This window comes from Paenisporosarcina sp. P4_B8, assembly GCF_056402175.1.
This window is the reverse complement of record NZ_JBFUHX010000007.1, coordinates 70885-84078: the sequence shown is the minus strand read 5'-3', so window position 1 is coordinate 84078 and position 13194 is coordinate 70885. Positions and strand designations below refer to the sequence as shown.

16 protein-coding genes are annotated in these 13194 nt (G+C 39.9%); 15 read left to right on the top strand and 1 reads right to left on the bottom strand.

What is annotated here, in order from left to right; translation table 11 throughout:
* The first annotated feature begins 4 nt into the window (after positions 1 to 4).
* The 9 genes from aroA to AC1DSK_RS08630 all read left to right on the top strand — a co-directional run bounded on the left by aroA (position 5) and on the right by AC1DSK_RS08630 (position 7269).
* Positions 5 to 1312, top strand: coding sequence for a 3-phosphoshikimate 1-carboxyvinyltransferase (aroA, locus tag AC1DSK_RS08670; protein WP_477547954.1), 1308 nt, complete (start codon positions 5 to 7; stop codon positions 1310 to 1312).
* A gap of 70 nt (positions 1313 to 1382) precedes the next feature.
* Positions 1383 to 2642 carry a tetratricopeptide repeat protein gene (locus AC1DSK_RS08665; protein ID WP_477547953.1) on the top strand — a complete coding sequence of 420 codons (1260 nt, stop codon included), beginning with the start codon at positions 1383 to 1385 and terminating at the stop codon, positions 2640 to 2642.
* 13 nt (positions 2643 to 2655) lie between these two features.
* A complete protein-coding gene (locus AC1DSK_RS08660; RefSeq protein ID WP_016427407.1) occupies positions 2656 to 3210 on the top strand; it encodes a ReoY family proteolytic degradation factor in 555 nt (184 codons plus the stop codon).
* Positions 3211 to 3257: 47 nt separating this feature from the next.
* On the top strand, positions 3258 to 3701 hold the full coding sequence (locus tag AC1DSK_RS08655) for a YpiF family protein (protein WP_477547952.1): 444 nt from the start codon (positions 3258 to 3260) through the stop codon (positions 3699 to 3701).
* A 164-nt stretch (positions 3702 to 3865) separates the two neighbouring features.
* Positions 3866 to 4369 (top strand): QcrA and Rieske domain-containing protein, encoded by a 504-nt coding sequence (locus tag AC1DSK_RS08650; protein ID WP_016427405.1) that lies wholly within the window; start codon positions 3866 to 3868, stop codon positions 4367 to 4369.
* Between the two features lie 20 nt (positions 4370 to 4389).
* On the top strand, positions 4390 to 5064 hold the full coding sequence (qcrB, locus tag AC1DSK_RS08645) for a menaquinol-cytochrome c reductase cytochrome b subunit (protein ID WP_016427404.1): 675 nt from the start codon (positions 4390 to 4392) through the stop codon (positions 5062 to 5064).
* A 41-nt stretch (positions 5065 to 5105) separates the two neighbouring features.
* Positions 5106 to 5867 carry a c-type cytochrome gene (locus AC1DSK_RS08640; RefSeq protein WP_477598178.1) on the top strand — a complete coding sequence of 254 codons (762 nt, stop codon included), beginning with the start codon at positions 5106 to 5108 and terminating at the stop codon, positions 5865 to 5867.
* Between the two features lie 62 nt (positions 5868 to 5929).
* Complete coding sequence (gene lhaT, locus AC1DSK_RS08635; protein ID WP_477547950.1) at positions 5930 to 6529, top strand: lipoprotein heptaprenylglyceryl N-acetyltransferase LhaT; 600 nt, start codon at positions 5930 to 5932, stop codon at positions 6527 to 6529.
* A 53-nt stretch (positions 6530 to 6582) separates the two neighbouring features.
* On the top strand, positions 6583 to 7269 hold the full coding sequence (locus AC1DSK_RS08630; protein ID WP_036659379.1) for a zinc metallopeptidase: 687 nt from the start codon (positions 6583 to 6585) through the stop codon (positions 7267 to 7269).
* A 74-nt stretch (positions 7270 to 7343) separates the two neighbouring features.
* Here the strand turns inward: AC1DSK_RS08630 and AC1DSK_RS08625 are convergent, their stop codons facing one another.
* Positions 7344 to 8213 (bottom strand): YitT family protein, encoded by an 870-nt coding sequence (locus AC1DSK_RS08625; protein WP_477548020.1) that lies wholly within the window; start codon positions 8211 to 8213, stop codon positions 7344 to 7346.
* Positions 8214 to 8321: 108 nt separating this feature from the next.
* Between AC1DSK_RS08625 and AC1DSK_RS08620 the strand changes: the two genes are divergently transcribed.
* The 6 genes from AC1DSK_RS08620 to AC1DSK_RS08595 are packed head-to-tail and all read left to right on the top strand — an operon-like array spanning position 8322 to position 13177.
* On the top strand, positions 8322 to 8657 hold the full coding sequence (locus AC1DSK_RS08620) for a nucleotide pyrophosphohydrolase (protein ID WP_477547949.1): 336 nt from the start codon (positions 8322 to 8324) through the stop codon (positions 8655 to 8657).
* Entirely contained in the window at positions 8654 to 9451 is a 798-nt protein-coding gene (dapB, locus tag AC1DSK_RS08615; RefSeq protein WP_477548019.1) for a 4-hydroxy-tetrahydrodipicolinate reductase, read from the top strand. The genes AC1DSK_RS08620 and dapB overlap by 4 nt, the downstream gene beginning before the upstream one ends.
* Positions 9452 to 9469: 18 nt before the next feature.
* Entirely contained in the window at positions 9470 to 9874 is a 405-nt protein-coding gene (gene mgsA, locus AC1DSK_RS08610) for a methylglyoxal synthase (RefSeq protein ID WP_477547948.1), read from the top strand.
* A 16-nt stretch (positions 9875 to 9890) separates the two neighbouring features.
* Complete coding sequence (gene bshA, locus AC1DSK_RS08605; protein ID WP_477547947.1) at positions 9891 to 11033, top strand: N-acetyl-alpha-D-glucosaminyl L-malate synthase BshA; 1143 nt, start codon at positions 9891 to 9893, stop codon at positions 11031 to 11033.
* Positions 11020 to 12216, top strand: coding sequence for a CCA tRNA nucleotidyltransferase (locus AC1DSK_RS08600; protein WP_477547946.1), 1197 nt, complete (start codon positions 11020 to 11022; stop codon positions 12214 to 12216). Before bshA ends, AC1DSK_RS08600 begins: the two co-directional genes overlap by 14 nt.
* Positions 12194 to 13177, top strand: a complete 984-nt coding sequence (locus AC1DSK_RS08595) for a biotin--[acetyl-CoA-carboxylase] ligase (RefSeq protein WP_477547945.1) — start codon at positions 12194 to 12196, stop codon at positions 13175 to 13177. The genes AC1DSK_RS08600 and AC1DSK_RS08595 overlap by 23 nt, the downstream gene beginning before the upstream one ends.
* Positions 13178 to 13194: the final 17 nt, after the last annotated feature.

Sequence of the window (13194 nt, the reverse complement as noted above, 5' to 3'; positions counted from 1 at the left end):
TGGATTGAAGGACTCCATAAAATTACAAGCAGAACAAGTAGCCCTTCGTGGAACAATAAGAGTTCCTGGAGACAAATCAATTTCTCATCGCTCTATCATGTTCGGGGCAATGGCAAAAGGTAAAACAACGGTTAATGGTTTTTTGCTTGGAGATGATTGTTTAAGTACGATTTCCTGTTTTCAAAAATTAGGTGTCGATATTCAAGTGAATGGCAATCAGGTTACGATTACGAGCGACGGTATGGAAAGTTGGAAAGAACCTTCTGAAATTTTGGACACAGGAAATTCTGGGACAACTACTCGTTTAATGCTTGGAATATTAGCCGGATCCAACGTTCACAGCGTTCTTGTAGGTGATGAATCAATCGCTAAAAGACCGATGAAGCGTGTAATAGAACCTTTAAGGCAAATGGGTGCACAAATTTCCGGCAGAAGTGGTGGGCAGTTCACACCACTTGCAATACAAGGCACTGATTTGACTGCAATAGACTACACTATGCCTGTTGCCAGCGCGCAAGTAAAATCAGCCATCCTTCTTGCTGGTCTTCAAGCGAATGGTGTAACGACAGTACGGGAATCAGAAGTTTCACGAGACCATACCGAGCGTATGTTGCGCCAATTTGGTGCTGACATCACTTGTCAGGATGGGGTAATTCAACTCCAGGGCGGTCAAAAGCTTTCTGCAACACATATTGAAGTGCCAGGAGATATCTCCTCAGCTGCTTTCTTTTTGGTGGCAGGAGCAATTGCCAAAGACAGCAGCATTAACTTGGAACATGTCGGTTTAAATCCAACACGTACCGGTATTCTCGATGTGTTGCAACAAATGGGAGCCAAGTTGGATATTGAACTGGAAAACGGCGGGGATGAAGAGCCAATAGGACGTCTGTCGATACAATCTTCACAGCTCAAAGGCATTGAAATCGGCGGAGAGTTAATTCCCCGCTTGATTGATGAAATTCCAATCATTGCATTACTGGCGACCCAAGCTCAGGGTACGACGGTGATTAAAGATGCAGAGGAATTAAAAGTAAAAGAAACAGACCGCATTACAGCAGTTGTAGATGAGTTAAAGAAATTAGGTGCCGATATCGAGGCTACCGAAGACGGAATGGTCATAAATGGTCCTGTTACTCTTACAGGAGGGGTTCTACAGTCTTATGGAGACCATCGCATCGGAATGATGGGCGCAGTCGCTTCCGTGATTTCGACGGGACCTATCGAAATTGAACATGCTTCGTGCATTTCCGTATCGTACCCCAACTTCTTTGATCATTTGCGAAATGTGTCAACTTGTGAAACTCTCCGCTAGCGGGGAGTTTTTTCTTGTGAATGGGGTAATCGTGATGTAGCATATGGTATGAATAGAGAGAGAACGGGTGATGGAGATGGAAATAAGTCAACAATTTATTGAAGCGATTGAAGCGGGCGATTTGCAGACCGTACAGTCTTTAATCGAAACATTGCAACTTTCAGGGGAACCAGATGCTCAATATGAGATTGCAAATATGCTAGTTCAAGCTGGATATTTAAAAGAAGGTGAACAAATACTGGAACACCTTCAGTTTTTGTTTCCAAATGAAGCGCAGATCAAGATTGATAGAGCACAGATACTCATGGAAATTGACGAAGAAGATGAAGCCTTACTTTTGCTGACAAGCATTGAAGAGCATGAGGAAGAATATCCACAAGCATTACTGAGTCTAGCCGATTATTATCAAATGCAAGGGTTTTACGAATCGGCAGAGCAAAAAATCAACCAAGCACTCGCACTATTGCCGGGAGAACCTTTATTGATTTTTGCCAAAGCGGAACTTTTACTTGAAACAGGAAAGTATCTCGAAGCTGCACGACTATATGAAAACTTAAAAACCACAACAGATGAAATTGCCGGGGTACGTTTATCCGAACGTTTAGCGGAAGTTTACAGTGCTGGAGCGGCATATGAAGATGCCATTCCTTTTTACGAAGAATCACTGTCAAACCATGTTACGCCAGATTTACTTTTTGGTTATGCATATGCCGCATTCCAAGCGGGGCAGTATGATTTATCGGTTCGTAAACTGAACGAAGTAAAGACATTGGACCCAGACTATTTCTCTGCACACTTGCTCCTGTCGCAAGCCTATAGCATGCTTGAAGACCATGAACAAGCATACCAGGCAATTCTAGAAGGATTAAGTCGAGATGAATATGATAAGGAATTGTATTTATTTGCCGGCAAAATGGCCTTGAAACTGGGTAAAGTGATAGAAGCTGAACAGCATTTGCGTCAGGCAATCGCACTGGACCCAGAATATATGGAAGCGACATTGACTCTAGTGTCATATTTACACGCAGAAGAACGCGATCAGGATGTCATTGAATTGATTGAGATTATTTCAAATAATCAAGATGATTGGTCCGCGTTATACCCATTTGCAGCTGATGCCTATGCGAAAGAAGAAAATTTTGAACGTGCATACGATTTTTATTCTTTGGCATATACTGATCATAAGGAAGACCCGTTGTTCATGGAAAAATACGTTTATTTTCTGTTGGAAGAAGGAAAACGTGATGAAGCCCTAGAAATAGGTAGACAATTAGTTCTTTTACAACCTCATGAAGAAAGATGGCAAGACCTGATTGAATCATTGTCGTGAAAGGAGGAGTAGTATGACCGCATCTGTTTCTGTGATGGAAAAGAAAGAATTTGTGCGTTGGTTTTTGAAACGATATCAAATGAAACGACGAGAATGCGTATGGATCCTCAATTATTTGTTAAGTCATGATGATTTACTCCAAAAAGTACATTTTGTAGAAGAAGCACATTACTGCCCAAGAGCGATGGTTATGTCTGTTACAGAGTCGAATGGCGTGCCGTTTCGCTTTTACAAAGGAAATTTAATGACTGCAGATGCCGAGAAATCATTTCACGACTTACGTTTAAATCCAAATGAAGACATGTTTATTCAGTTGAATTTTCCAAATGTACCACCAAGTTCAGAGTATTTGGCGGTTTTAGAAGAAAATCCATTTATGCCGAAATACCTGCATATTAACGACAAAGATCGTCTTATAGCTGAAGAAGTGCTCAAAGTTAGCATGAATTCATTTAGAGAAGAACATATATTGAAACAAATTGATGAAGCTTTGGACGCCAATGATAAAGAACGATTTTTTGAATTGTCTAAATTGCTACAAGGGATGAAAGAATCATCCAAATCTTAACTTCATCGTATATTCGATGAAGTTTTTTGTTGAGAGGAAATGAAGATATGTACTGGAACTCAAAAGATATAAATGTATTTTTAGAACAGAAAGAATTTGTTGATACAGCCGTAGTCCCTTTGTTACTAATCGATGGACAAGCCAGCCAACTGAAACAAAATGCATCAAGCGCTGAATTTTTGATGTCTCTTACCGCTTTTATCGAAAATCAATTTAAAGGACGAGTGGTGTTAATGCCACCGGTATCGTATACGAAGCGCTCCAATAGGCAACAATTAGGGAATGAATGGACGGAAACGTTGAATGAAGCGGGCTTTAAGCACTTGTTTTTTGTTTCATGCGATATGACGTGGGGAAATGAAGTAAGTGAATTAAACGTTATTTATACGCCTTCTATACCACTTGAACACATGGACCAGAAGTTGCGTCAATCCGTTCTGGAAGATCAATTAAGACAAATAATTCCGGTATTTGCAAATCGCTGGGAATAAGCAGTTCAATAAGCTTCAAGAAATGTTCACAAAGTAGATGTTCGCAACGAATGGAATATTGACCTCCGTTTTTTATTGAGCTATCATAGAACTGTCCTAGTTTTACTATTTTTTGTATAAGTATGTCCGTTGGACTGACCTTTAAAGTTAGAGGGGGGAAAAGGATGAGTAACAATCGTGTATCAAGACGTCAATTCCTAAACTACACACTAACCGGTGTTGGTGGGTTTATGGCTGCAGGTATGTTAATGCCGATGGTTCGTTTTGCAATCGATCCAGTATTGCAAAAAGCTGGAGGCGGAGACTTTGTACCAACTGATAAAAAAGTGGCTGATATCACTGATGTGCCGGAACGCGTAGACTTTTCATTTGAACAAGTAGATGCATGGTATACATCTGAAGTCACAAGCACTGCATGGGTTTACAAAAAGGGCGACAAAATTATCGCGCTATCTCCAGTATGTAAACATTTAGGTTGTACGGTAAACTGGGCAGGTAGCCCGGATCACCCGGATCAATTCTTCTGTCCATGTCACGGTGGTCGATATGAGAAGAATGGTAAGAACGTACCAAAAACACCACCTCTAGGTCCGTTGGATGAGTTCGAAGTACGTGTGAAAGATGGTCTTTTACAAATCGGTAAAACACGACCAAATACATTAGTTTAAAGTAAGGGGGTACGACGTCAGTGCTAAATAAGATTTATGATTGGGTGGATGAACGTCTGGATATTACTCCTATTTGGCGTGATATTGCAGATCATGAAGTTCCAGAGCACGTTAACCCTGCACATCATTTTTCAGCATTCGTTTATTGTTTCGGGGGCTTAACGTTCTTCGTCACTGTGATTCAAATTCTTTCGGGTATGTTTTTAACAATGTACTATACGCCAGATATTGAAAATGCATGGAAATCCGTTTACTACTTACAAAACGAAGTAGCATTCGGTGAAATTGTGCGTGGTATGCATCACTGGGGAGCTTCACTTGTAATCGTTATGATTTTCCTTCATACATTACGTGTATTCTTTACAGGTTCTTATAAAAAACCTCGTGAACTTAACTGGGTTGTTGGCGTATTGATTTTAGGCGTCATGTTAGGTTTAGGATTCACGGGTTACCTACTTCCTTGGGACATGAAAGCGTTGTTTGCAACGAAAGTAGGTATTGAAATTGCTGCATCCGTGCCATTTATCGGAGGAGCTATTAAAACCTTGTTAGCCGGCGATGAACACATTCTCGGTGCACAAACGCTAACACGATTCTTTGCGATTCATGTATTCTTCTTACCAGCTGCTTTGCTTGGGTTGCTTGCAGCACACTTTATCATGATTCGTAAACAAGGTATTTCAGGACCGTTGTAAAAAAACAGCGTCTTTGATGATTTCTAAAAGGAGGGGACAATATGCATCGCGGAAAAGGGATGAAATTTGTCGGGGATTCTCGTGTACCTGCTAATCGCAAACCGAATATTCCAAAAGACTATTCCGAGTATCCGGGTAAAACAGAAGCTTTCTGGCCAAACTTTTTATTGAAAGAATGGTTGGTTGGTTCCGTTTTCTTAATTGGTTATTTAATCTTGACTGTTGCACATCCATCACCACTTGAACGCCAAGCGGATCCAACAGATACAGGTTACATTCCACTACCGGACTGGTATTTCTTGTTCTTATATCAATTGTTAAAATATGAATTTGCTTCTGGTCCATATAATGTTATCGGAGCAATCGTTATTCCAGGACTTGCGTTTGGTGCACTAATGCTTGCACCATTCTTGGACAAAGGTCCAGAACGTCGTCCATTTAAACGACCTTTACCAACGGCATTTATGCTACTTGCATTGGCATCAATGATTTACCTTACTTGGGAATCAGTGGTCAACCATGACTGGGAAGCAGCAAAAGCTCAAGGTGAAATTCGTGAAGAAGCACAATTCGACACAGAAGCGGAAGGGTATAAAATTTACTCTGAAGCATCTTGTATAGGCTGTCACGGTAATGCATTTGAAGGTGGTATCGGTCCATCTTTAGCAGCTACTGATAAAACGGCTGAAGAAATTATGGAAATCGCGAAAAATGGTAAAGGTACAATGCCAGCTGGCTCGTTCAAAGGTACTGATGAAGAATTAAAAGAGTTAGCTACATTCATTGATGAGTTAACACCATAATTGATTTTAAAAAGAGAGTCAGGAAACTGGCTCTTTTTTTGTACATAAAGGAGTCGTAGGAAGTGCATACTTTACTTACTCAAATTAAATTCATATTATTTCATAAATCATTCATGTGGTTGTTGCTCATCGTAAATATTTTAGGAACTGCTTATGGGTATTACTGGTATGGGTGGCAACTTGCAATAACGGATCCGATTTTCTTGATTTTCGTGCCCGATAGTCCCACAGCCAGCTTATTTTTCTCAATTGCTCTATTTGGATGGCTGATTAACCGAAATTTCAAGCTTATTGAAGCTCTCGCTTTGATTACGCTTGTAAAATATGGATTATGGGCAGTAGTAATGAACATTTGGACGCAATTTGAAGGGAGTCCAATTGGTGCGGTCGGATGGATGTTGATTGCGAGTCATTTTGCGATGGCCGTACAAGCAGTACTATATATACCTAACTATAAATTCACGTGGAAACATATTTTGATAGCATCGATCTGGACGTTACATAATGATGTTATTGACTATGTCTTTGGACAAATGCCAATCTATCGTAGCTTGAGCGAACATGTTCAGGCAATCGGCTATTTTACATTCTGGTTATCAATCGCTTGTATATTACTTGCGATTAAGGTCACTAAATCGTCACCACTTCAGCAGCCTAAATAGTTGCTCATTTATTGCAGGGCAGATAAAATAGGTGGTAGATAGAAAATAGGGAGATGATACATTTGGGTTTTTTGATATATTTTGCCGTATTATTATTGTTACCAATTTACGCGCAATATAAAGTAAAGAGTACGTATAAAAAATACTCAAAAGTACGTTCTACATCGGGGATGACTGGTGCTCAGGTAGCACGTTTAATTTTAGATCAAAACGGTTTACAAGATGTTAAAGTGGTTGAAAGTCGCGGTTACTTGAGCGATCACTACAATCCTATGACGAAAATTGTCGCATTATCTTCGCACAATTATCATGAAGCTTCAGTCGCTGGTACTGCAATTGCTGCCCATGAAGTTGGACATGCGATTCAGCATAAAGAAGCTTATTCATTTTTGAAATTCCGCCACATGTTAGTACCTGTAGCAAACTTTTCTTCAAATGCATCATGGATTTTCGTAATGATCGGGATTTTTGCAAGCATGTCCAATATGTTGTTATTGGGAATTGTTTTGTTAGCCGTGGGGTTATTGTTCCAAATTGTTACATTGCCAGTAGAATTCAATGCTTCAAGCCGTGCCATGACTCAAATCGTTACTCTTGGAGTCATCCGTAACGAAGAAGAAAAACATGCACGTAAAGTATTGAATGCCGCTGCCATGACGTACGTTGCTGCAGCTGCAGTAGGGGTTCTTGAGTTGTTACGTTTAGTGTTGATTTATACAGGCATGAGCCGAGACGAATAGAATCAAAAAAAACTCACGTGCATGATTGACATGCCACGTGAGTTTTTTATATCCAACTAACTTATATCATTTGCTTAATCCAGTGGACGTTTTTGTTCATCCAACGTAAATCCTTCGCCCATAACGTCATGTACTTCAGTCATTGAAACAAAGGCATGGGGATCTATGGATGTGATGATGCTTTTTAAGCGAACAATTTCGTTCTTACCTACCACACAATACAAGACTTCACGGTCAGCTTTAGTAAAATGTCCAAAACCTCTTAATACGGTTACGCCTCGTTCCATATCGTTTGCGATTCGATCTGCAATCTCACTTTGGAATTCCGAAATAATAAATGCACCACGTGCTGCATAGGCACCTTCCTGCACAAAATCAATCACCCGCGCTCCAATAAAGACCGCCACTAACGTATACATCATGGAACGTGAATCCAAGAATGTTAACCAGGAAAGTAGAATGACCGCTGCATCAAACATGAACATCGTTTTTCCCATACTCCAGCCAAAGTATTTATGCGCCAGTCTGGCAATGATATCCACGCCTCCTGTCGTGCCGCCATATCTGAAAATGATACCAAGGCCCACGCCAACAAAAACTCCTGCGAAAAGGGCAGCAAGGAACAAATCATCTTGTATATGTATATTGATTTCATAGATTTGAAAAATCTTCAAAAATATTGATACGGAGACAGTCCCGATGATTGTATATACAAATACTTTTTGCCCTAGAAGGCGCCACCCCAGAATAAACATGGGAATATTAAGTATCAAATTCATTAAAGCTGGATCTAGTTTGAATGCAAAAAATAATATTAAGGTGATTCCACTAAATCCACCCTCACCAAGCTCGTTTTGAATGTTAAAATGAACAAAACCAAAGCTGAATATTGCTGCACCTAACATAATGAAAAATATATTTTTAAACTTAATGCCCTTCAACACTGAAACACCCCATTTTCTGAAAAAGAATCCTTCGTTATTATCATTCATTTTTAGTATTTTGACAACATCATTCCTTATTATTAGGATAAGGATAGGAGCGTGAAAAGAATGACGACTGAGAAAACTATTCAAACTTTGCAAAAAGAAGTCGACGATTATATTGGGAAATTTAAAGAAGGTTATTTCCCTCCCTTTGAAATGCTTGCACGAATGACTGAAGAACTAGGTGAATTGGCAAGGGAAGTTCAACATGTGCATGGTATAAAGAAGAAAAAATTGACTGAAGCAAAAAAGAGCATGGAAGAAGAATTAGGCGATTTGCTGTTCGTTCTTATCTGTTTTGCCAATTCTGAGAACATTGATATGCAACGAGCACATGACCGTGTAATGGACAAATTTAACTCAAGAGATAAAAATCGTTGGACGTTAAAGGAGGAAGAATAATGATTCGAGTTGCTATAGGTGGACCACGAGGAAAAATGGGACAAGAAGCTGTACATACTATCATGAATAATGAGAATATGGAATTAGTAGCAGTACTTGATCATAAAGAAATAGGCGATCTATTAAGTGAGTCTCCAGAATTTCCTGCAGGCTATGATGTACCCGTATTTTTGAATCTAGATAGTCTGATCTCAGCAATCAGACCAGATGTTTTCTTAGACTTGACTACACCCCATCAAGTCTTTGAACACACGACGATGTGTTTGCAAAATGATGTAAGACCAGTAATCGGCACAACTGGGTTTAGCGAAGCCCAGCTAGAGTTATGCACGAAAATTGCAAAGGATAATGAACTAGGTTGCATTATTGCACCTAACTTTGCGATAGGTGCCGTTTTGATGATGAAATTCGCAACCATGGCTGCTGCATATTTTCCGGATGTTGAAATCATTGAAATGCACCATGATCAAAAACTAGATGCCCCATCTGGTACAGCTTATAAAACAGCTCAAATGATTGCAGAAGTACGACCAGCACATAAACAAGGACATCCATTAGAAGAAGAAACGTTGCCAGGTGCAAGAGGTGCATCCTATGATGGAATACCAATACATAGTGTACGACTACCTGGATTGGTAGCTCACCAACAAGTGATGTTTGGTGGAGATGGGCAGCTGTTCACACTGCGACATGATTCTTTCAATCGACAATCTTTTATGTCTGGCGTGACATTTTCTATAAACCAGGTAATGGATTTAAAAGAACTTGTGTATGGACTCGAAAACATTTTATAAATGATAGGATGCGAACTCATGAAAATAGCTTTAATTGCGCATGACCGTAAAAAAGATGATCTGATCCAGTTTGTGACAGCTTATCGTAACATTTTGGATGAGCATGAACTCTACGCTACAGGAACCACGGGACAACGGATTATCGATGAAACAGGTTTAGCCGTAATTCGTTTTCAGTCGGGTCCACTTGGAGGCGACCAGCAAATAGGTGCCATGGTTGCAAATAATGAAATGGATATGATTATATTCTTCCGTGATCCGTTGACTGCCCAACCTCATGAGCCTGATGTGACTGCGTTGATTCGATTATGTGATGTGTATCAAATTCCTTTGGCTACCAATATGGGCACTGCAGAAGTTTTATTAAAAGGTCTGAAAGAGGGCTTTATTGATTGGCGATTACTACAAGAAAGACGTTCTTAAGAAAGGAAGTGGTTTCATGAAGAAATTGAAAATTGGCATTACCTGCTATCCAACAGTAGGGGGATCAGGAGTAATCGCAACTGAACTGGGGAAGCTCCTTGCAGAGCGTGGTCATGAAATTCATTTCATTACGTCCAGCATGCCTTTTCGGTTAAATCGCATGGTTCCAAATATTTTCTTTCATCAAGTGGAAGTAAACAGTTATTCTGTCTTTCAATATGCTCCTTACGATATCGCCCTGGCGAGTAAAATGGCTGAAGTGGTCCAAAAAGAAAACTTGGACATACTTCATGTGCATTATGCTATTCCACATGCGGTATGTGCAGTGCTGGCACGAGACATGGCCGCACAAAATGTGGGAATCGTGACAACATTGCATGGTACAGATATTAGTGTCTTGGGTTACGATTCATCTCTTACAGGTGCCATCCGCTATGGAATTGAAAAATCAGATGTGGTAACGGCAGTTTCCAATTCATTGAAGGAAGAAACTTATCAATTAATACAACCATCTCAGACGATTGAAACCATCTATAATTTTGTTGATGAACGCGAATATGTTCCATCCAAATCAACGAATGTAAAGTCTTATTTCAATATTCATGAGGATGAAAAGGTAGTCATTCATGTTTCGAATTTCCGAAAGGTGAAGCATGTTGAAGATGTTGTTTCAAGTTTTGCTTATATACGTAAAGAAATGCCTTCTAAATTACTTCTTGTCGGAGATGGGCCTGAAATGAATAACATCATTAAACAAGTCGATTCCTTGGGATTACAAAATGATGTGCTGTTTTTAGGAAAACAGAATAATGTGTCTGAATTGTACTCTATAAGTGATTTGAAATTACTTCTGTCGGAAAAGGAAGCGTTCGGGTTGGTATTATTGGAAGCAATGGCCTGTGGTGTACCTTGTATCGGCACCGATGTAGGCGGAATACCAGAAGTAATAGACCACGGAGAAAATGGCTACATTGTCCCTTTAAACGATGTTGAAGCAGTGGCATGTAATGCTTTGAAGATATTAAAGAATAATGACTTACATAAACGCATGAGAAATGCTTCCATTGAAGCGGTGACTCGAAAATTCCATTCTTCTATCATCGTGAACCAATACGAAGAACTGTACGAGAAAGTGGTTCGTCAATATGCTCACAACTGAACATTGGCAAGCTGGTACAGCAATTATTAAAAAGCTGAAAGAAAATGGATATGAAGCCGTATTTGTCGGAGGAGCAGTGCGCGATTTTTTGCGTCAAAAAGAAGCCAATGATATCGACATCGCTACCAGCGCTTTACCAGAACAAGTAAAAAAAATATTCAAACGGACGGTCGATGTCGGACTTGCCCATGGAACGGTCCTAGTTCTTGAAAGTCATATTCCCATTGAAGTCACAACATTTAGAAGCGACGGGGAATATGCAGATCACCGAAGACCAACGGATGTAAAGTTTGTCCTTTCTCTCGAAGAAGATTTGAAGCGTAGAGACTTCACAATGAACGCACTAGCCATGACTGAAAGTTTTCAGATTATCGATCTGTTCGATGGAAGACTTGATTTAGAAAACCGAATCATTCGAACTGTCGGCAATCCTACTGATCGTTTTCAGGAAGATGCTTTACGTATGCTAAGAGCTGTACGTTTCAGTGCTCAGCTCGGTTTTACAATTGACGACAAATCGTTGGAAGCCATCCAATTTTGCGCGGTAAATCTTTCATATGTATCGGTTGAGCGAGTGACTGCTGAACTTGAAAAAATGTGGGTTAGCTCGAACTTACAAAATGGAATGAGCTATCTCTTCACCAGCAAATTGTCCGATCAACTGCCAGGAGATTTCCCATTCCAACATGAAAAATGGGCGCAACTAGGAAATCCTCGCAACAGCTTGATATGTTGGTCCTTTCTTTGTTTATTGCAGGAAACCTCATCTGTGTCCGAACTGACCAGAAATTTTAAATTATCGAATGAATCGAAACAACAAATTGGTCAACTGGTTAAAGCCACTCAAATTCGATTTGAACGTTTGTTTACAAGAGATGATCTATACTCTTTTAATGAAGATATTCTTATCAATGCAGAGAGCCTCGTTCATGTATTGAGAAATAAGATTCCACCGATGCCAATCGATACTATAATAAAACTCAAACGTTCCTTACCAATTCAATCAAAAGCGGATCTTGTCATTTCAGGGAAAGATTTGATGGATTGGTTTAACAAGCGTGGTGGTCCTTGGCTCAAAGAAGCATTGGCAGAGATTGAAATGGCTGTGCTTCATAAAAAAGTAGTGAATGATGCTACCAAAATAAAGGAATGGATAATGAATGAATCCAACAGTGAAATATGAAATTAAGAAACGTTTATTATCTGCAAAAGGTCAGCCTGTCTCGGGCCAACAATTAGCAGATGAATTTGGATTATCTCGAACAGCTATTTGGAAACATATTAAGGAACTTGAAGAAGAAGGATTTGTGATTAATTCCATTAAGAAAAAAGGATATGTATTGACATCCTCTCCAGACTCTTTGCAAGCCGCCAAAATTAATCAGTATTTGACATCCAAACGGTTTGGCCAGTCAATTCATTATGAAGAAACTTGCCCTTCGACTCAGCCTATCGCCCATCGACTTGCACAATCGGGAGCACCTGATGGCTCGATTGTCGTTTGTGAAGAACAAACGGCAGGAAAAGGCCGTTTGGCACGAGCATGGACTTCTACGCAAGGAAAAGGCATTTGGATGAGTGTAATCATTCGACCGGAAATACCGCCTACGAAAGCACCGCAGTTCACGTTGGTTGCAGCAGTAGCAGTCACTAGAGCTATAGAAGATATAGCAGACGTTCGCGCAGAGATTAAATGGCCGAATGACTTATTAATAAATGGGAAGAAATGTACTGGAATATTGACAGAGCTCCAGGCCGACATGGACCGTGTTCATGCCATCATTTTGGGAATCGGAGTGAATGTTAACCAGTTAGAAACAGATTTCCCTGAAGAAATACAATCGATCGCCACTTCCATTCAAATGGTTTCTGGACAACCAGTCGATCGTGCTCAACTAATTGCACGAATTTTGCATCATTTAGAAATTTATACAGATTTATATATAACGCACGGTTTTGAGCCATTGAAGATCCTATGGGAAAGTTATTCGTGCACACTCGGTAAACGAATAAAAGCGAGCATGATTAATCAGCAAATTGAAGGCTTGGCTCTCGGCATTACAAATGATGGGGTTTTACAAGTCAAAACCGACGATGGTCAGATTCACGGAATTTATTCTGCTGATATCGAAATACAAAATTAATAAAAGTAAATCAAGAT